The sequence below is a fragment of the Gordonia terrae genome (genome assembly GCF_001698225.1).
GTDB classification, from domain to species: Bacteria; Actinomycetota; Actinomycetes; order Mycobacteriales; family Mycobacteriaceae; genus Gordonia; species Gordonia terrae.
Map to the genome: position 1 here is coordinate 3128285 of NZ_CP016594.1, position 19216 is coordinate 3147500.

19 protein-coding genes and 1 pseudogene are annotated in these 19216 nt (G+C 68.3%); 15 read left to right on the forward strand and 5 right to left on the reverse strand.

Annotated elements, in window-relative coordinates:
• The first annotated feature begins 101 nt into the window (after window positions 1–101).
• The 9 genes from BCM27_RS14120 to BCM27_RS14160 all read left to right on the forward strand — a co-directional run bounded on the left by BCM27_RS14120 (window position 102) and on the right by BCM27_RS14160 (window position 9354).
• Window positions 102–1526 carry an FAD-binding oxidoreductase gene (locus BCM27_RS14120; RefSeq protein ID WP_004022178.1) on the forward strand — a complete coding sequence of 475 codons (1425 nt, stop codon included), beginning with the start codon at window positions 102–104 and terminating at the stop codon, window positions 1524–1526.
• 55 nt (window positions 1527–1581) lie between these two features.
• On the forward strand, window positions 1582–1992 hold the full coding sequence (locus BCM27_RS14125) for a PIN domain-containing protein (protein WP_004022179.1): 411 nt from the start codon (window positions 1582–1584) through the stop codon (window positions 1990–1992).
• Between the two features lie 118 nt (window positions 1993–2110).
• Window positions 2111–3739: an FAD-dependent monooxygenase gene (locus BCM27_RS14130; RefSeq protein ID WP_004022180.1), complete on the forward strand. Its 1629-nt coding sequence runs from the start codon at window positions 2111–2113 to the stop codon at window positions 3737–3739.
• A 73-nt stretch (window positions 3740–3812) separates the two neighbouring features.
• Window positions 3813–5120: a polysaccharide pyruvyl transferase family protein gene (locus BCM27_RS14135; RefSeq protein ID WP_004022182.1), complete on the forward strand. Its 1308-nt coding sequence runs from the start codon at window positions 3813–3815 to the stop codon at window positions 5118–5120.
• 70 nt (window positions 5121–5190) lie between these two features.
• Entirely contained in the window at window positions 5191–6387 is a 1197-nt protein-coding gene (locus BCM27_RS14140; protein WP_004022183.1) for a serine hydrolase domain-containing protein, read from the forward strand.
• A gap of 29 nt (window positions 6388–6416) precedes the next feature.
• Window positions 6417–6902: a PPOX class F420-dependent oxidoreductase gene (locus BCM27_RS14145; protein ID WP_004022184.1), complete on the forward strand. Its 486-nt coding sequence runs from the start codon at window positions 6417–6419 to the stop codon at window positions 6900–6902.
• A gap of 31 nt (window positions 6903–6933) precedes the next feature.
• Window positions 6934–7902, forward strand: a complete 969-nt coding sequence (locus BCM27_RS14150) for a daunorubicin resistance protein DrrA family ABC transporter ATP-binding protein (RefSeq protein ID WP_004022185.1) — start codon at window positions 6934–6936, stop codon at window positions 7900–7902.
• The gene (locus BCM27_RS14155) at window positions 7899–8702 is read left to right on the forward strand and encodes an ABC transporter permease (protein WP_004022186.1); all 804 of its coding nucleotides are present in this window, start codon (window positions 7899–7901) and stop codon (window positions 8700–8702) included. Before BCM27_RS14150 ends, BCM27_RS14155 begins: the two co-directional genes overlap by 4 nt.
• 10 nt (window positions 8703–8712) lie before the next feature.
• Window positions 8713–9354, forward strand: a complete 642-nt coding sequence (locus BCM27_RS14160) for a GyrI-like domain-containing protein (RefSeq protein ID WP_033204952.1) — start codon at window positions 8713–8715, stop codon at window positions 9352–9354.
• A 29-nt stretch (window positions 9355–9383) separates the two neighbouring features.
• On the opposite strand, the pseudogene BCM27_RS14165 reads toward BCM27_RS14160, so the two are convergent.
• Window positions 9384–10424, reverse strand: a pseudogene (locus BCM27_RS14165) (LLM class flavin-dependent oxidoreductase).
• A 131-nt stretch (window positions 10425–10555) separates the two neighbouring features.
• Here BCM27_RS14165 and poxB point away from each other — a divergent pair.
• On the forward strand, window positions 10556–12292 hold the full coding sequence (poxB, locus tag BCM27_RS14170; protein WP_004022189.1) for a ubiquinone-dependent pyruvate dehydrogenase: 1737 nt from the start codon (window positions 10556–10558) through the stop codon (window positions 12290–12292).
• On the opposite strand, the gene BCM27_RS14175 is transcribed toward poxB, so the two are convergent.
• A complete protein-coding gene (locus BCM27_RS14175; RefSeq protein WP_004022190.1) occupies window positions 12289–12939 on the reverse strand; it encodes an MBL fold metallo-hydrolase in 651 nt (216 codons plus the stop codon). The two genes, poxB and BCM27_RS14175, sit on opposite strands and share 4 nt — an antisense overlap.
• A 206-nt stretch (window positions 12940–13145) precedes the next feature.
• Between BCM27_RS14175 and BCM27_RS14180 the strand changes: the two genes are divergently transcribed.
• Both BCM27_RS14180 and BCM27_RS14185 read left to right on the forward strand, forming a co-directional pair.
• On the forward strand, window positions 13146–14342 hold the full coding sequence (locus BCM27_RS14180; RefSeq protein ID WP_239450702.1) for an oxygenase MpaB family protein: 1197 nt from the start codon (window positions 13146–13148) through the stop codon (window positions 14340–14342).
• A gap of 65 nt (window positions 14343–14407) precedes the next feature.
• Window positions 14408–15460: a fused (3R)-hydroxyacyl-ACP dehydratase subunits HadA/HadB gene (locus tag BCM27_RS14185; RefSeq protein WP_033204954.1), complete on the forward strand. Its 1053-nt coding sequence runs from the start codon at window positions 14408–14410 to the stop codon at window positions 15458–15460.
• 9 nt (window positions 15461–15469) lie between these two features.
• Here BCM27_RS14185 and BCM27_RS14190 read toward each other — a convergent pair whose 3' ends face one another.
• Both BCM27_RS14190 and BCM27_RS14195 read right to left on the reverse strand, forming a co-directional pair.
• Window positions 15470–15946: a hypothetical protein gene (locus tag BCM27_RS14190; RefSeq protein WP_004022193.1), complete on the reverse strand. Its 477-nt coding sequence runs from the start codon at window positions 15944–15946 to the stop codon at window positions 15470–15472.
• An 80-nt stretch (window positions 15947–16026) separates the two neighbouring features.
• Entirely contained in the window at window positions 16027–16452 is a 426-nt protein-coding gene (locus BCM27_RS14195; RefSeq protein ID WP_004022194.1) for a nitroreductase family deazaflavin-dependent oxidoreductase, read from the reverse strand.
• 145 nt (window positions 16453–16597) lie between these two features.
• On the opposite strand from BCM27_RS14195, the gene BCM27_RS14200 reads away from it, so the two are divergent.
• The gene (locus tag BCM27_RS14200; protein ID WP_004022195.1) at window positions 16598–17077 is read left to right on the forward strand and encodes a methylated-DNA--[protein]-cysteine S-methyltransferase; all 480 of its coding nucleotides are present in this window, start codon (window positions 16598–16600) and stop codon (window positions 17075–17077) included.
• A gap of 57 nt (window positions 17078–17134) precedes the next feature.
• Here the strand turns inward: BCM27_RS14200 and BCM27_RS14205 are convergent, their stop codons facing one another.
• Window positions 17135–18046, reverse strand: a complete 912-nt coding sequence (locus BCM27_RS14205; protein ID WP_033204957.1) for an alpha/beta fold hydrolase — start codon at window positions 18044–18046, stop codon at window positions 17135–17137.
• Between the two features lie 286 nt (window positions 18047–18332).
• Between BCM27_RS14205 and BCM27_RS14210 the strand changes: the two genes are divergently transcribed.
• Window positions 18333–18902 carry a recombinase family protein gene (locus tag BCM27_RS14210; RefSeq protein WP_004022197.1) on the forward strand — a complete coding sequence of 190 codons (570 nt, stop codon included), beginning with the start codon at window positions 18333–18335 and terminating at the stop codon, window positions 18900–18902.
• Complete coding sequence (locus tag BCM27_RS14215) at window positions 18899–19201, forward strand: hypothetical protein (RefSeq protein ID WP_004022198.1); 303 nt, start codon at window positions 18899–18901, stop codon at window positions 19199–19201. Before BCM27_RS14210 ends, BCM27_RS14215 begins: the two co-directional genes overlap by 4 nt.
• Window positions 19202–19216 lie beyond the last annotated feature (15 nt).

Here is a 19216-nt window from a genome sequence, read left to right on the forward strand (position 1 = left end):
GTCGCTGTCAAGGACCCTCGGCGACCCTGGTCGGGAATCCGGCACCGCCCGGAGACCGTCGAACCCGCCGGACCGTTCCGGCCGCAACCGAGGACCTGCCGATGACCGCAACCCCCGCCTCCTCGCCCGAGCACACCGAGCGACTGACCGTCCGCACCCGCACCTCGGTGCTCGCGCAACTCCGCGACCGGATCGCCGGCGACGTCTACGGTCCCGGCGACGCGGGCTACCTCGACGCACGGTCCGGATTCAACCGGCTCGACGTGCATCGGCCCGCCGTGATCGCCGTTCCCGCCAATCACTTCGACGTCGTGGAAGCCGTCCGGTTCGCCACCGAGGAGGACCTGCGCGTCGCGGTGCAGGCCACCGGCCACGGCACCGGGCGGGTCGCTGACGGCGGGTTGCTGATCAACACCTCCCGACTGTCCTCGGTGAGCGTCGACCCGATCACCCGGACCGCGCGCGTGGGCGCCGGCGCCACGTGGCGGACCGTTGTCGACGCCGCCGCCCCGTTCGGATTGGCGCCGCTGATGGGTTCGGCGAGCGGTGTCGGCGCGGTCGGTTACACGCTGGGCGGTGGTTTCGGCTGGCTCGGCCGACGCTTCGGTCTCGCGTCGGACACCGTGCGCTCGGTCGACCTGGTCACCCCGGACGGCACACCGATCCGGGTCACCGACACCAGCCACCCGGACATCTTCTGGGCGCTGAAGGGTGCCGGCGCAGGCGGCTTCGGGGTCGTGACGTCCATGGAGATCAGGCTCGTCGACGTGTCGACCGTGTACGCGGGCAACCTGTTCTACCCGGTCGCCGACGCCGAGGAGATCATCCGCCGCTTCCGGGACTGGGCACCGGCGCAGTCCGACGAGCTGACGTCCGCCGTCGCGATCGTCAACCTGCCACCCACCGACGACGTCCCGGCACCGTTGCGCGGCCGGAGCTTCGCGGTCGTGCGCGGATGCTGGTCCGGAGATCTCGACGCCGGTCGCGCGGTCCTCGACGAGTGGCGGGCGTGGCGCGCGCCGATCGTCGACGCGTGGGATGTGCTGCCGTTCGCCGCGATCGACGCCGTCAGCATGGACCCGACCGATCCGATGCCGGTGATGGTCACCACCGAGTGGTTCGACGATCTCCCGGACGCCGCCATCGACATCGTCGCCGGCCGGGTCCGGCCGGCCCCCGCATCCGCGCCGCTCATCGTGTGCGGCGAGATCCGCCACGCGGGTGGGGCGATCGCGCGCGGGGCGCGGCAAGCACCCAATGACCGGGGCCGGGCGGGACGATTCCTTCTCGAACTGGTTGCTGCGGTGCCCGACCCCCACATCGCTCTTGCGGTCGAGTCGACGCTGCGGGTGACCCGCACCGAGCTGGCGCCGTACGTCACCGGCGCCGCCTATCCGAACTTCACCTCGGGTACCGAACGGGTGGCCCGCGCCGCCCAGGCGTTCAGCGCCGACCACCGGCAACGACTCGACGCGATCAAGGCTGCCCTGGACCCCGCGAACCGCTTCTGTCACGGCGACATCTGACGGTCGCAACCGGAACGCGCTTGCCCTCGACGCGCGGGTGTGGGCTGATGGTTCCATGTCCGACCCGTCCGGTGACCGATCCCCCCGCGCGGCACACCCACCCCTGCTGATCGTGGACGGCGCCAACGTCGTCGGATCGGTGCCCGATGGGTGGTGGCGCGACCGTCGCGGAGCCGCCGAGAGGTTGCGTTCGCGACTCGAGTCCGTCGCGGTCGGCGGCCTCGAAGGACTGCCGGGACCGCTCGAGGTGGTGCTCGTCGTCGAGGGACGGGCGCGCGGTGTCGAGGCGAGCGAACACGTCCGGGTCGTCGACGCATCCGCCGTGGGCGACGACACGATCGTCGACGTCGTCGCCGAGGCGGACCCGCACCGGGACCGGATCGTGGTCACCGCCGACCGCGAGTTGCGAGCCAGGGTCGCGCGACTGGGCGCCCGGGCAATCGGTCCCGGGGCCATCCCGAGGTAGTCCGCCGCTGTGACGAGGACTGTTCGGGCGTCCGATTTCTCCGATCTCGCACCACGTCGGCGTCCGGTCGGTCGATAATCCTCACAGCGTCGGCGAGTGCCGACAACGGGAGGAATCCATGACCGAAGTCGATGTCCTGATCGCCGGTGCCGGACCCATCGGCTTGACCGCTGCAGTCGAACTGCGCAGACGCGGAGTGCGAGTACGAGTCGTCGACCCGCTTCTCGAGCCCCCGCAGTACGCCAAGGCCGTGGGCATCCAACCCCGCACCCTCGAGGTGTTCGAGAGCATGGGCATCGTGGGATCGGTACTCGACGCGGGCCTGGAGATGCGCGGTCAGCTCGTCTACGTCAACGGCAACCAGGTCTCGCGAGTCGATCTCACGACACCGCCCGATGTCCCCTACCGTTTCCACCTGCTCCCCCAGTACGCCACCGAACGCATCCTGCGCGAGCGCCTTTCCGATCTGGGCACCGAGATCGACCGGGGCTCAGCGGTATCGGCGTTCGAGCAGGACGCCGACGGGGTGACCGTCACCCTCACGGGTCCGGACGGCGAGACCACCGTCCGAGCGGATTATCTGATCGGCGCCGACGGTGCGCACAGTGTGGTGCGGAAGGGATTGGGGCTGACCTTCGAGGGTGCTGCCTTCACCGAGCAGTACATGCTCGGTGACGTCGTGGTGGACTGGTCGATGCCGCGCGGATACGCCATCCGGTCGATGCATCAGACCGCGGACGGCACCACCGACGACCAGCTGGTGTGCATCCCGCTGCCCGGCCGTGGCCGCTACCGGATGTCGATGCTGGTCCCCGACGAGCTGGCCGTCGCGCCCACCACCGGCGGAGACGGTGTGGCGCACGGGTTCGAGGGAACCCGGGCACCGGAGTTGTCCCACATCCAGGCCGTGGTCGATCGACTCGCACCGGAACCTGCGACGGTCTCGGACCTGCGATGGTCCTCGGTGTTCCGGATCAGTCATCGCATCGTCGACTCCTACGGCCGCGGACGCGTGTTCGTCGCCGGCGATGCCGCACACATTCATCCGCCGACGGGTGCGCAGGGCATGAACACCGGAGTGCAGGACGCACACAACCTCGCGTGGAAGCTCGCGCTCGCCGTGGCCGGTGACGCCTCCGCAGCACTCCTCGACAGCTACGACCTCGAGCGGCGGCCCGTCGGCGAAGAGGTCGTGGGCCGCACCGTCCGGGACGCCCGCGAGGGCATCGGTACCGATTCCACCGACATCGACTTCGTCATGCGGCGCGAGGCGCAGTTGCTGATCTCCTACGCCGACAGTCCCGCCGTCGCGGGGTCGACGGTTCCGTCGGCCCCCGCCGCGCCGCGGGCAGGTGAACGCGCACCGGACGCCGCGGGCCTCAGTCGCGAGTCGGTCAACCACGCGCTTCGTCTGTTCGACGTGCTGGGTGGCGTCGACCACTCCCTCATTCTCTATGCGGACGCCGCCGCCGGTACCGGCGAAGTCGCCGTTCTCGAGTCGCTCGCCGACGAGGTCTCCGCGAACGCTCACGGCCACATCGACATCCACGTGGTCGCGGCACCGACGGCGCAGGTCGGCAGCACCGAGTTGCCGCTGCTGCGCGACACCGACGGCCGGTTCGCCGACGGCTACCTCCCCGACGGTTCGACGGTGTTCGTCATCCGCCCCGACGGTTACGTCGGATACCGCGGACCCGTCACCGACACCAAGGGCGCGCTCGCCTACCTCGAGGGCACGTTCCGGTAGCTCTCGCGGACCACCTGCCCGACCACCGTGCGGGCGGCACCGGGTTCGCGCGCACGCCGTAACCTTGGGGACCGTGACCAGACGACCGGCGACCGCCCGCCCGCTGTTCCGGACCGCGGGCATCCTGGCCGATCGGATCGGCACCGCGGTCCGGCACCGCACCGCCGATTCCCGTCTCGCCCGCGAGATGGGGGCCGACGAGGTCATCTATCTGGTGGCCCCGGCCGGGCATCCCAACTACGGCGACGAACTCATCGCCAGGACGTGGCTGCGGCACCTGGCACGGGTGCGGCCCAACGCCACGGTCGTGCTCGACTGCCACAGCCCCGGCACGGCCACGACGCTGTTGCGCGATGCCCACCCCGACCTGCTCGTCGTCGACACCCTGTGGCAGATGACCACCTACGCGGCGGAGGCCGAATCGCAGTCGCCGTGGAGTTGGGTCGCGTCTGCCGTCAGCGACGCCGGCCTGGCGCCGCGTCTGACCGCGGGCATCGATCTGCTGCACTCGGCGACTTCCATTCATCTACTCGGTGGCGGTTACCTCAACACCGTATGGCCGCACCATGTCTCGCTGTTCGTCGCCGCTGCCGCAGTGGCTCGGGCATCGGGCGCCCGACTCGCCGCGACCGGTCAAGGACTCGTGCCCACACTGCAGGGCCGGGCCTGGGCGGCGCTGACCGAGGCCTTTGCCGCGTTCGACATCGTGGACGTGCGTGACACCGCGTCGTACGCCGAGATCGCCGACATCGGCGGCGCACGGCATTCCGGCGACGACGCGTGGCTGGCTCTGCACCGGCCCCGGCCTCCGCTGTACCGAGAGACCGATCCGCCGGCCGAGCACGGCGTCGTGCTCTGCCTGCAATCCGATCTCACCGAGAGATTCGCCGGGCCGCGATCGACCGGCGTCGAGGCGCTGGCCGATTTCGTGCGTACGACGCTCGACGCGTGGGACGTGCCCGGTTCGGCGGTGACCGTCGTCGAGGGAATCCCCGGACACGACAACGAGGTCCCGTTCCTGCTCGGCTCGCGCCTGGACGGGGCGACCGTGCTCAACTTCCGCGATGTCTGGCTCGGCGGGTTGCCCGCCGGGCACCGCAACACGTGGATCAGCACTCGGTTCCATCCGCACCTGATGGCCGCGGCCGCGGGCGATCCCGGGGTCGCGGTCGTGGCGATGCCCGGGTACTACTCCACCAAGCACCGGTCTCTGATCGATGCCGGCTCCGACTGGACCGTCGTCGATTCCGGTACGACTGTCCCGGACCGGCCGAACGGTCACGGGTTCGACGCGATCGCGCGGGACCGAGCGGTCTCGGCCAAGCTCGCCACGGCGGTCGACATCTACCCGGTCCCGCCGGTGCTGGCACACCGTATCTGAGCTCCCCCATGGCCACTCGGCTTTCGCGGCAAACCGCCTCGTCGCGCCGGTCTACCGATACAGTGAGCGGATGATCCGAAAGCCTTTGCGCGCCATGGTCCTCCTCCGCATGACGACGCTCGGGGCGGCAGCCGCACTCGGCCTGGTCGCGTGCTCGCCAGCGGAGACGGCTTCGGGTGCGGGATCGTCGACGGCATCGGTCACGGGGCAGCCGACATCGGTGCCCGCCGACGCCGCGGCGGCGTTTCAGAAGGCGATCGACGACACGCGGGCCGCCGGCGACTTCCCCGGGGTCATCGCCCGGGTCATCTCGCCGGCCGGAACCTGGACGGGAACATCCGGTGTGCGGGCGGCAGGCGGGGACGAACCCATCGAGTCCGGAGACCACACGCGTATCGGTTCTCTCACCAAGACGATGACCGCGACACTCCTGTTGCAACTCGTGCAGGAGGGTCGGGTCTCCCTCGACGATCCGATCGACAAGTACGTCGCGGGCGCACCCAACGGCTCCGCGACGTTACGGCAGGTCGCCGACATGACCAGCGGCATCCCGTCGTACACCGCGTCCGAGGCCTTCGACCGGAAGTTCTTCGCCGACCCCGAAACCGTCTGGACGCCCGCCGAACTAATCGACACCGCGAAGGCGCTGCCGCCGAGCTTCCCACCGGGGCAGGGCTGGGAGTACTCCAACACCAACTACGTCCTGCTCGGACAAGTGATCGAGAAGGTGCTCGCGAAGCCCATCGGCGAGGTCTTCACCGACCGGATCTTCACACCCCTGGGGATGGACGAATCCTCCTGGCCCGGCGGGTCGGTCGAGATCCCCGATCCGCACCTGGACGGACTGACCGACCAGGGTCAGCCCGACGGGCAGACGGTGAACTCCACGCGCTGGAACCCCTCGTTCGCCTCCACCGCGGGCGCCGTCATCTCGACGATCGACGACCTGCAGACCTGGGGCGAGGCGCTGTTCACTGGACGCGGGGTGCTCGATCCGGCCACCCAGCAGCTGCGACGGGATTCGATCCTCACCTCGCCACCGCCCAACACCGCCACCTCGGGATACGGCATCGGAATCGGCAACCGCGACGGATGGTGGGGCCACGACGGCGATTTCCCCGGATACAACACCTCGCTGTTCCACGAGTACGACTCGGACACGACCATCATCATCGTGATCAACACCGACGACGCCGTCACCGTCGACGGCAAGTCCACGCCCCCGGTCTCCGCGGTGCAGTCCGCGCTCATCGCCGCACTGCCCTGAATCACCCCGTCCGGGCGTAAGGTCGGCGCATGGCCAGAACAGTCGCGAAAGCCGATGGTGTCGACCGTGCCGGACTGCTCGAGTTCATCCGGCCGCGTCACCACATGATCCTCAGCACCGTCCGATCCAATGGCAGTCCGCAGATGTCGCCGGTCACCGGCGGCGTCGACGAGCAGGGGCGGATCGTCATCTCGACCTACCCCGGACGCGCCAAGGCCGCGAACCTCCGCCGCACCTCCGTCGCCGGGGTCGTGGTCCTGTCCGACGAGTTCAACGGTGCCTGGGTCCAGGTCGACGGCGATGCCGAGGTCCTCGACATGCCCGAGGCCGAAGACGCGCTGGTCGACTATTTTCGCAGCATCTCCGGAGAACATCCGGACTGGGACGAATACCGCGCCGCCATGCGGACCCAGGGCAAGTCGCTGATCCGCATCACCCCGACCAGTTGGGGTCCGATCGCCACCGGCGGGTTCCCCGCCGACGTCGCGGCGCGGCTCGACGCACAGGATCGATGATCGACCCCCGCGGCGCGACGGGCCCGATCGGTTGACCACCGCCGCTGACATCGAGATCAGCGCGCTCACGAAAACCTATGGTGAGCATCGTGTTCTCGACGGCATCGACCTGCACGTACCCGCGGGAAGCGTGACCGCCCTGTTGGGGCCGAACGGGTCCGGCAAGACCACGACCGTCGGCATCGCGTCGACCCTGTTCCCTGCCGACTCGGGGACGGTGACCATCGGCGGATACGACACGGTCGCGCGGGCGCGCGAGGTCCGGGCGATCATCGGCGTCACCGGTCAGTCGGTCGCGGTCGACGAGTTGTTCAGCGGACGAGACAATCTCGTTCTCATGGCCGATTTGCGCCGGCTGGGCCGACGCGGTGGACGCGCACGTGCGCAGGAGTTGATCGAGCAGTTCGACCTCGTCGACGCCGCAGACCGGCCGGTGTCGACGTATTCGGGCGGAATGCGCCGCCGGCTCGACCTCGCGATGACGCTCGTGTCGATCCCGCGGGTCATCTTCCTCGACGAACCGACCACGGGACTCGACCCCAGGAGTCGACGGATGCTGTGGGAGACCATCTCTCGCCTGGCCGCCGACGGTGTCACCATCTTCCTCACCACCCAGTACCTCGAGGAGGCCGACCGGCTCGCCGACCGGATCGCCGTCCTGGACCATGGACACATCGTGGCCGAGGGCACCGCCGCCGAGTTGAAGAGCCGGGTCCACGATTCCGAGGTGCGCCTGACCTTCCCCGACCGCGACTCGTTCGACGCGGCGGCCTCGCTCCTGCCGGATGCGCGTCCTGTTCCCGAAGCACGTCGCCTCGACATCGCGACCGACGACACCGTCGCCACTGTCCGGAACACGCTGAACCGACTCGACGCCGCCGGGATCCGGGTCGCCGACGTCGGAGTCCATGCCCCGACCCTCGACGACGTGTTCTTCGCCCTCACGGGCAACCCCTCTCCCGCGATCACCGACCCCGATGAGTTCGGCGGAACGTCATGACGGCCCTCGCGCACACGGTGTCGGACGCGCGGGTCATGGTCCGCCGCAACGTTCGGCGGCTCATCAAGTTCCCCGTCCTCACCGTGATGCTGGTCGGGATTCCGGTCGTCTTCCTGCTCCTGTTTGTCTATGTGTTCGGCGGTCAGCTCGGCGCCGGGATGACCACCCAGTCCGGCGACACCGGTCGGACCGCCTACCTCGACTACGTGGTGCCCGGGATCGTGCTGGTCACCGTCGCCTCGGCGGTCCAGGGCACCGCGATCGTCGTCGCGATGGACATGACATCGGGGATCATCAACCGCTTTCGCACCATGGACATCGCCCGCTCGGCGGTCCTCACCGGCCACGTGCTCGCCAGCCTTCTGCAGGCGCTGTTCAGCATCGTCGTGGTCCTGGCCGTCGCCATCGCGATCGGTTTCCGTCCGTCGGCGGGACTGCTCGACTGGCTGGGCGCGCTCGGCGTGACCACCGTGTTCTCGATCGCGCTGATCTGGCTGTCGGTCTATCTCGGGCTGGCGGCCAAGAGCGTCGAGACCGCAAGCAACACACCGATGTTCCTCACGATCCTGCCGTTTCTCAGCACGGGGTTCGTGCCGGCCGAGTCCCTGCCCGCCGGACTTCGGCAGTTCGCCGAGTACCAGCCGTTCACCCCCGTCATCGAGGTGCTGCGCGGAACCCTCACCGACGCCCCGGTCCCGGTGGGGAGCGTTGCCGCGGCACTCGTGTGGAGCGTCGTCATCGGCGGGGCGTCGTATGCCCTCGCCCTCCGAACCTACGAGCGGCGGCGTGTTCCCGGATAAGGTCGTCGACGTGCCCGAGAAGGTCGACTTCAAGAAGACGCTCGACGCGTACAAGGCCCGCCGCGGCCGGATACGTGTTCTCGAAATGCCCGTGATGCGCTACCTCATGATCGACGGGTCGGGCGACCCGAACACCACGCCGCAGTTCGCCGCGACGATCGAGACGCTGTACCCGGTCGCCTATGCGCTGAAGTTCGCGAGCAGCCGCGAACTCGGCCGCGACTACGTCGTGCCGCCGCTCGAGGGTCTCTGGTGGGCGGAGGACATGAGCGCGTTCACCGGGGCTCGCGACAAAGGCCGCTGGAATTGGACACTCATGCTGATGGTCCCCGACTGGATCGACACTGGCATGCTCGACGCCGCGGTCGTGCAGGCGGGCACGAAGAAGTCGCCGCCGCGGCTCGACGACCTCCGCATCGCCTCCCTGGACGAGGGCCTGTGCGTACAGACGCTGCATCACGGTTCCTTCGACGACGAGGGCCCGGTGCTGGCCGAGATGCACGATCGATTCATCCCGGACAACGGCCTGCGTATGCGCGGCCGGCACCACGAGATCTATTTCAGCGACTTCCGTCGGGTCGCGCCGGACAAGCTCCGCACCCTCCTGCGTCAACCGGTCGGATCCGCGACGACGACCACCGGGACGGTGTGACGAAAGACGCCACATGGCACGCACTTCCGCTACGAATCCACAGTCTGTGCCCTGGCCGGTGTCCAACCGAGCGCAGGCCCGAGCCGTCCGGCGAGATCACCCACGATCTGCAGATAGTCCGGTTCGTCGAAGGAGAACGGCAACGCGAAGGCCACCTCGGTGGCGCGCTGGAATCCCGCGTGCTCGTAGAGCGTTTCGGCGAGTTCGGCGGACGGACCGACGTAGTCGGGCGAGAACAGCAGGCCGCGGGGTCCCTGCGGGGTGCGCGTGCGTTCCGATCGGCTCTCGGCGTACGCCCGGTACTACCGTACCTGATCCGGGGTCGCCGAGTCGGTGGGGATCACCACCAGCCCCTGAGACACCCGCGCTCGGTCGGGATCGACGTGACTGGCGCGGTAGGCGTCGATGTGTTCGGCCTGGATCGTCGCGAAGTCCCGCGACCGCGTCCCCTCGACGGTCACCACCGACGAGGTCAGGTAGTTGATCCCCTGCCGACCCGCCCAGACCGCGGAGCTCAGTCCGCCTCCGTACCAGACCCGGTCGGCCAGTCCGGGCGAATGCGGCTGCACACGGCGCGAGAACGTCTCGATCCCGACGGTCCCCTCGAAGTCGCTGACCGGCTCACCGCGCAGGTTGTCCAGGAGCCGCGCCACCCGATCCTTCGAGAAGTTCTCCAGCGCATGTGTTTCGGGGTACAGGGCGGTCTTGACGTCGTCGTAGCGCATCGGTACGCCCACGGAGACACCCGGATTGAGCCGGCCCGCGCTGAGGATGTCGACGGTCGCCAGGTCCTCGGCCAGCCGCAGCGGGTTCTCCAGGCCGAGCGGGATCACCGCGGTGCCCAGCTCGATGCGGCTGGTACGCACAGCGGCAGCGGCCAGCACGGCCACCGGCGAGGAGATGCCGTACTGGAGATGGCGGTTGCGCACCCACACGCTGTCGAAGCCGAGTTCCTCGGCCAGCTCGATCATCCGCAGGGTTTCGAGATGGCCGGGGCGGGGATCGTCGCCGTCGAAGCGTCCGATGGTCAGGAATCCGAGCTTTCGGAGGGGTTCACCGCGTCGTGGCATGCCGTCGATTCTCACACCGCGGGCGGCCGGACGACGCCGGAAAATCAGTGTGGGCCGAAGTCCGGCGGGGCCGGTGTCCCCCGGCTCGCGTCTATAGTCGGGACACACCGACCCCGACCGAACGGATCGCCATGTCCACCACAGTCGCGGAGAGAATCGTCGAGGAACTCGAACGTGCCGGAGTCCGGCGCGTCCACGGGCTTCCCGGTGATTCGCTCAACGGTTTCACCGATGCCCTGCGCAGAAACGACGCCATCTCGTGGCGGCACGTCCGGCACGAGGAGTCGGCCGCCTTCGCCGCATCCGCCGAAGCCGCTCTCACCGGCGAACTCGCGGTGTGTGTCGGAAGTTGCGGACCCGGAAACCTGCACCTGATCAACGGCCTGTTCGACGCCCACCGCAGCCGTGTCCCCGTCCTCGCGATCGCCGCGCACATCCCGGCCACCGAGATCGGCACCGGTTACTTCCAGGAGACGCACCCCGAGCAGCTGTTCCGGGAATGCAGCGCCTACTGCGAAATGGTCAGCACCCCCGACCAGATGCCGCGCCTGCTCGACATCGCGCTGCGCACCGCCGTCGAGAAGCGGGACGTCGCGGTGCTCGTCATCCCGGGCGAGACGTTTCTCGCGCCCTGCCCCAAGCGACGAGCCGGCGCCCCCATCCGGCACATCCCACGCGTCACCCGTCCCACCGATGCCGAGATCGCCCGTGCCGCAGACACTCTCAACGCCGCCGAGCGGGTGACCATACTCGCCGGCGCGGGCGTGCAGGGCTCGCATGACGAGGTCGTCGAGCTCGCGCGGGCGCTGCAGGCACCCGTCGTCCACGCCTTGCGTGGCAAGGAGTTCATCGAATACGACAACCCCTATGACGTGGGAATGACCGGCCTTCTGGGCTTCTCATCCGGGTATCGCGCAATCGAGAAATGCGACACCCTGCTCATGCTCGGCACCGACTTCCCCTACGAGCAGTTCTATCCGTCGAAGGCGACCATCATCCAGGTCGACATCCGCGGTGAACAGATCGGTCGACGCTGTCCCGTCGACCTGCCTCTCGTCGGCGATGTCGGCGACACCGTCCGGGCCCTGCTGCCGTCGATCACCGCAGGCCGCGACAGCGAGCACCTGTCGACCTCGCTGGCCCACTACGCCACGGCACGACGCCGCCTCGACGATCTCGCCGACAACGACCGCAACCGGGCACCGATCCACCCGCAGTACCTCACCCGCCTGATCAGCGAGAAGGCCAGTGCCGACGCGGTGTTCATCCCCGACGTCGGCTCACCGGTGGTGTGGGCGGCGCGTTATCTCGAGATGAACGGCACCCGGCGACTGATCGGTTCGTTCACCCACGGCTCGATGGCCAACGCCGTGTCCCAGGCGATCGGCGCACAGACCGCCTTCCCCGACCGCCAGATCATCGCGCTGGCCGGCGACGGCGGGCTCGCGATGTTGCTCGGCGAGCTGCTCACCATCACGCAGAACAAGCTGCCGGTGAAGATCGTCGTCTTCGACAACGCGTCCCTGAACTTCGTCGAGGTCGAGATGAAGGCTGCCGGATTCGTGAACTACGCAACCGATCTCGACAACCCGGACTTCGCCGCGCTCGCGGAGTCGCTCGGTATCCGGGGCCGGCGCGTCGAGAAGCCCGACGACCTCGCCGGCGCGGTCGACGACTTTCTCGCCCACGACGGTCCGGCGCTGCTCGACGTCGTCACCGCTCGGCAGGAGCTGTCCATCCCGCCGGCGATCACCGCTGCCCAGGCCAAGGGTTTCACCCTCTACGCCCTGCGCACCGTGTTGTCCGGGCGCGGCGACGAACTCATCGACCTCGCCGAGACCAACCTGTTCCGGCGTCTGTTCGACTAGCGGCTCGGGCCGGCGGCTGTCGACAGACCCGCGATTGCCTCGGTCACGTGAGCCGTCCAGGCCGAGGTGTCGACGCGGTGAACGGCGGAGTCCCCGGCGTAGGCGCTGGATATGACAACGTCCGGGGCCACGGTGGCCAACAGTTCCAGGCTCGCGGCGAGCTGATCCGCGTCGCTCATGCCGGGGAGGTAACCGGCGGTCCACCGCCCCGAGGCGCTGAGATAGAGGGTGTCCCCGGTGAACAGATAGCGGTCACCGTCGGCGCCGTGCACCAAGTAGCTCGTGCTGCCCGGAGTGTGACCCGGCGACGGGATCACCTCGACCCCGTTGTCGTCGACGTGCCGGTCCGCGAGAGCGACACCGATCCGCGCGTGACCGCTGATCCGATCCGCTTCGGTGGCCGGCGCGCGCAGGTTCGAACCGAAGCGTGCCTGGATCGTGGCGAGCATGGGTCCGGCCTCGTCCTGGTGGGACAGGTACTGCTCGTCGATCCCCCCGAGCCGGGCGAAGCTGTCGAACTCGGAATCGGAGGCGACCGAGTAGAAGAGCACATTCCGGCTCGAGGTCCACAGGTAGGCGTGCGTGGTGAGTCCGGGGAACGGGTTGTCGGAGCTGGTCTCCCACAAGTCGGTGAGAACGCGGCGCATCGGTGTCTCCTTCGGTTGTGTGGAATGTCCACTCCACGCTGCAACTTCAGGTTGGCTTGAAGTCAACGTCCGTGAGTGCCAGGTGCGCGACAGTCGGCACGGGTGATACACATTAGGGAATCCGTCTCACGTCTGGAGTTCCTGTGTCCCTCTCGCCGCCACCCGACGCTCCGGCCTTTCCCGCGGCGGTCGCCTATGAGTCCGCGATGTCGAACCGCCGTCTGCGACGTGTCCGTACCCTGGTCCGGCGAGCGACCCGCAAGGATCTCTTCCCGGAGCCGGAGCACCTGCGCACCTTCGCCGAGGACATGTTCCGCACCGACCCGGTCGCCGAACGTTTCGTCGACGAGGTGTACGGCACGCTGGGCGGTGAGACCGCGCGGGCGCTCCTCGATCAGGCACTCACCGACGGTCTCGACAGCATCAGCGATCCCCCACCTGCTCTGGTCGACCTGTTCGAGGAGTTCGAGACCGTCCCGGACTGGGTCGACCCCGAACTGATCGCGGAGGGCGAGGCCATCTGGCGCCGGTGGGGCACCGGCCTGTTCAGTGTCGCCGGCGGGATCACCCTGGAGATGTACACCGAGTCCGCTGTCGCGAAACCGCTCTCACTGGCCGGCGGTTATGCAGGCGACAACGCGCTGCGCCGGTTCCTGGAGACCTCGCGCTTCTGGATCGACGTCTCACAGCCCGGGGCGCTGCTCACACCGGGGTCGCAGGGTCGTGCGACGGCGATGCGCGTTCGGGTCATGCACGTGTGGGTTCGTCGCACCGTCGCCGAGCATCCGGAATGGGATCGGCAACGCTGGGGGGATCCGATCAGTCAGTCGTATCAACTGCTGACCCTGCTGGGCGGCAGCGTGGTGCCGGCGATGGCGCTGTGGCTCACCGGAGTACAGACGACACCCCGCGAGATCCGCGTCCTGCTGCACTACCAGCGTTACCTGGGCCACCTGCTCGGTGTGCGCACGCAGTGGTACCCCGAGACGATCGCCGACTCCTTACGGCTGCTGGCCTTCGTCACCTCCACCCGCACGTACGACGCCGGGGACGATGGTGCCGAGCTCATCGAGTCGTTTCCGGCGGCGTTCGCGAAGAGCGGCTCGACCGGACTGCAGCGACTGCGCGGCAGATACAACGCGGCCATGTACGCGGCATATTCGAGCATCTACATGCTGCCCATGACGCGGGTGCGCTACCGGATGCCGAGCCCGGTTCCGGGGATACTCGTCATCGCACTCCGTCTCCCCGCCGTGATCGCCATCGAGACCGCCCGTCGGATCTCACCCGGATTCCGCCGTCTGCACGAGCGGTGGATGTGCCGCCACCGGGAGAACTGGCACGACTGGCAGACCTCGGGGCGGCCGGCGGAGTACGCCCACGGCAAGGGGCTCCGACGCTGACGCGCGACGGCCGCAAACTTACTCCGGAGTTGGACTCGGATCGGTACACCGTTAGCGTGTTCGGGGTGACGCACACTCCGACGACCACCGCCACGACCGCCGATGATCCCGCCGGGATAGAATCCCGAGTCGGGCACTACTACGTCCTCGACGGCTCGTACCAGGTCGGACGCGAGAAGGTGCGCGAGTACGCCCGCGCGGTCCAGGACTACCACGGCGCGCACTGGGAACCCGAAGCCGCAGCCGCACTGGGCTATTCGGGACTCGTCACGCCGCTCACCTTCACCTCGATCCCGGCGATGGCGGCCAACCGGGAACTCTTCGAGAAGGTCATCGTCGGATATGACACCTACGTGCAGACCGAGCAGGTCTTCGAACAGCACCGGCCGATCGTCGCCGGAGACGAACTGACCACCGACGTCGAGCTGAGCAGCGTTCGTCGGATCGCGGGCAAAGACCTGATCACCGTGACCAACACCATGACCGACGCCGCGGGCGAACGAGTGCACACCATGCACACCACGGTCGTCGGCGTGACCGCGGACGAGGTCGATCCCGAACTGAGCAGTGCGGTTCGCAAGGTGATGATGCACGACGTCAACATCTTCAGCCACGACGAGGCTGCCCACCGCTACGTGAAATCGGTTCGTCCCGAGCGCGATGTCCCGGCCGCCGATGACACGGGTCGCACCTCCGGGGCCCGGAGCTTCGACGACCTGAGCGTCGGCGACGAGCTGCCGCCGCACACCATCCGACTGTCCCGCGGCGACCTGGTCAACTACGGCGGTGTCGCCGGCGACGCCAATCCGATCCACTGGGACGAGACGAGTGCGAAGCTCGCGGGCCTCCCCGATGTGATCGCCCACGGGATGCTGACCATGGGCCTCGGGGCGGCGTACGTGTCCTCGTGGTCGGGCGATCCGGGTGCCGTGACCCGTTACGCGGTGCGCCTGTCCCAGCCCGCCGTCGTGTCCCGCGCCGAGGGCGGGGAGATCGAGTACAGCGGGCGGATCAAGTCGCTCGATCCGGCGACCCGAACGGGCGTCGTCATCGTGGTGGCGAAGTCGGGTGGCCGCAAGATCTTCGGTCTCGCCACCCTGAACATCCGCTTCAAGTGACCGTCGGGGTCAGTACTCCCCTTTGATGACGAAGTAGGACCCGCGGATGACGCCGGCGAGTTTCGATTTCTGGCGGGCGAACTTGAACTTCGCCTCCAACTCGGCCGGGACGTCCATACCCTCGGACAGCTTGAACCCGACAGCACGTTTCCCGGCGGGGTCGATGCTGTACATGACGTTGACGGCCAGGCCCGACCCGTAGAACACGTACGACATGTGGAGTCTGCCGTCGTCCGGGCCCACCTCGAAGTCGCTGACCTCAAGAGCCGGCGACGCGATGGTGATGTCGCGCTCGTTCGCCAGGATCGTGGTCACCCGGTCGAGGATGTCGGGTGCTTCCGATGCCGGGACGACGACGAAATCGTGCCCGTACTTCGTCTTGTGGTACCGGGCCTCGTTGGCCCGGAGGCCGGCCAACGCCTCGGCGACCGGTGAACTGTCGAGTCCCGTGGTGGAGACATCCTTGAAATCGACGACGTTCCCCATGACGCTCCTTCCGCCTCACTGGGTGAGACAGCGTAAAGCCCCCGGCCGCGGCCGGGGGCTCCAACGGTGAAGCGCGCCCCTCACTCGAGCACGAACACCGGGATCTGCCGATCGGTCTTCGTCTGATACTCCGCATACGGCGGGAAAGCGGCGACGGCGAGCTCCCACCAGTGGTCGCGCTCCTCGCCATCGCTCAGCTCGCGAGCGGTCAGTTCCTTGACCTCGGCGCCGTCCTGCGCTGTCACCTGCGGGTTCGCCTTCACGTTGTGGTACCACGCCGGATGCTCCGGTGCGCCACCCTTCGAGGCCACCATGAGGTACTTGCCGTTCTCCTCGACCCGCATCAGCGGCACGTAGCGCTTCTTGCCCGACTTCGCGCCGGTGGTGGTGAACAGCACGATCGGACGGTCCATCACGGTCACACCGTCGGTGGTGCCCTGCTCGAGGATCTTCTCGGTCTGCTCGCGGACCCAGCCTTCAGGACTCAACTCTGCATTAGCACTCATGGTGGGCGGAACACGACGGCCCAGCCGAATATTCCCAGATACTCTCGGAGCTGTCTCCACCGAAGGGCGCGACTCTGGCGCTACTGTGACCGCACCCCGACCCCGACCGTGAGACCCCGCGATGCCCCCAGCACACAGTGTTCTCGTGCCGACGCCTGTCGGCACCCTGGCCGTCGAGAGCGACGGCTCGGCCATCGTGCGCATGGCCTGGCGAGCGGACATCGAGGCACCGGCCGGCATCGACTCCGTCGATCCCGTTCTCCCCGAAGCCGTCCGGCAACTCCGCGCTTATTTTGCCGGCGAGCTCACCGAATTCGACCTCCCGGTCGACCTCGGCGGGATGTCGGATGCCGCACGTGCGGTTCTGACCACGCTGCACCGGGAGGTCGGCCATGGCGACACCGTCACCTACGGAGAACTCGCCGCGATGACAGGCACCCGGGTCTCCGCGCGCGGCGTCGGGACCATCATGGGCATCAATCCCGTGCCGCTGCTGATCCCCTGCCACCGCGTCGTCGCCGGTGACGGTCTCGGCGGCTACTCGGGAGGCGTGACCGGCCAGGGACTGTCGACCAAGCGCTGGTTGCTCGAGTTCGAAGGCGCCCTCCCGCCGACGCTGTTCTGACGGCCGCCCGACAGGCGACCACGCGCGACCGTCGCTTGGTCTCACGGACCAAGCCCTTCACTCCACCGCGGCCAGGTGCTCACCGACCAACGCCTGTAGTCGCGACGCGTCGGAGCCGAGCCACATCGACAGGTGGGTGCCTTCGTCGATGCTCGCCTCGAGGCGAGCATCGACCAGGGTGTCGACGGCATGGACACTCTGGTCGAAGGGGACGTCGGCGTCGGTGCGCGCGTGGATCGCCAGCACCGGCGCGGTGATGGCCGCGAGTGGTAGGTCGAGCTCGCGAAACTGGTCGAAGTCGTTGTCGAAGCCTGCTTTTCGGCCCCCCGACACGGTGGCGAACAAATCGGTCGCCAGCGCGCGCTGGTCGTCGTCGGCGACGATGCCCGCCGTGAGCTCCCGGATCTGGGCGCGCGACAGATCGCCCTCCCCCGACAGCAGAGTCGAGATGGCCGTGGACGGGGCCTTGGCGGCGAGCGTCGTCGCGAGCCACTGGCCGAAGCGGCTGAACAGAAGCCTCTCCTCGGATAGTTCGAGTCGGCCGCGCAGACTGCTCCGCGGGTCGAACCGCGTGCTGACCGCGGCGACCGCGACCATCGATGCGACGCGGTCCGGCACCGCAGCGGCGAGCGAGTAGGCGGCGGGTCCGCCCCCGGACCAACACATCAGTGCACAACGCTCGATCTCGAGCGCATCCAACACGGCCACGGCGAGCTCCGCCTGCGCCGCCGGAGCACTCGTCTCGTGCGTGAGCGGCGTGCCCAGGTACCCCGGCCGCGAGATCGCGATGACCCGATGCGACCCGGCGAGAAAGCGCGTCATCAGGACGCCCTGGTCGTAACCGCCCGGCGACCCGTGCAGAAAGAGCACGGGCGGGCCCGACCCGACATCGGCGGATTCGACCGGTCCCAACGGTGTATCGACAAGGTGCGGTCCGGACGCGTGGGCGCCCGAGTCTGCCAGTCCCATGAACATGCCTCCACCGCCGACGACAGGTGGTGCGACGGTAACGCCGGATCCGGGCTCTCGCGGCGAAACCCCCCGAAGTGGGGTGGACCACCCGGTATGCCTGGCTCGGGGTCTCAAATTGTCTCATTTTGTTTCGGGACTACCTTTACTGTTTTGCGACATAGCGATCGACTTAAGCCGTTTTCAGGCGGTGTTCTGTCTCGAATCCCCGCGTGTCGCGAAATCATGTCGAACACTTTTGAGATACGCTGCCACGGTGACAGCAGATCCAACACAACCGTCGGGAATGGCCCTCGGTTACGCTCGCGAAACGGTCGGCACCCATCCACTCGCGCCGCAGATCGATGCGTTGACCGACGCGGGTGTCGATCCCGCACGCATCTACACCGACGCAACAGACCGGTCCATCCCCGCCGGCCACCGCCCCGGCATCGCCGCGCTCCTCGACTACGCGCGTGCGGGAGACGTCACCGTGGTGGTCGGTATCGATCGCCTCGGGCGCACCGTGCCCGAGATCATGGAGATCGCGAACCAGATGACCGGACGCCGCATCGGACTGCGCTCGTTACGCGAGGGCATCGACACCTCCGACCCGGCCGGAGCGATGATCGTCGGGGTCTTGGCGTCGCTGGCCGAACTCGAGGACACGCGCACACCGACCGACCGCTCGACACCGAGAACGCTGCGCGGATCGACCTCGACCATCGGTCGACCACGAGCGCTCGACGCCGAGCAGGTGGCCCGAGCCGAGCAGATGCGCGCACGAGGTGTCGCCGTACCGAAGATCGCGCAGGAGCTCGGCGTCAGTCGGGCGACCCTGTACCGCACGCTGGCCGAAAGGCGTTCGGTCCGTTGAAAACTCCCGACCCCGATCTTCCCGAGCTCGACATCGTCACCGAGCACGGCATCGTCACGCGACTGCCGACGTCGTTTCCGATCTTCGACGCCGAACTCGACGAACACCTCGACCCGGATCTGTTCCAGCAGGGTTTCCTCGACGCCGCCGCCGATCTCGACGCCCTGCCGGCGCCGTGGGCTCGACAACTCGCGTCGTCGACGCTCGCCTGTCCACCCCACCCCGATGACGAGGAACCCAGTTACACCCGCGGTTATCGCGCCGCTCTGTACGGACACCTGCGGCACGCGGGAAAGTGAGGGCGGCAAAGGATT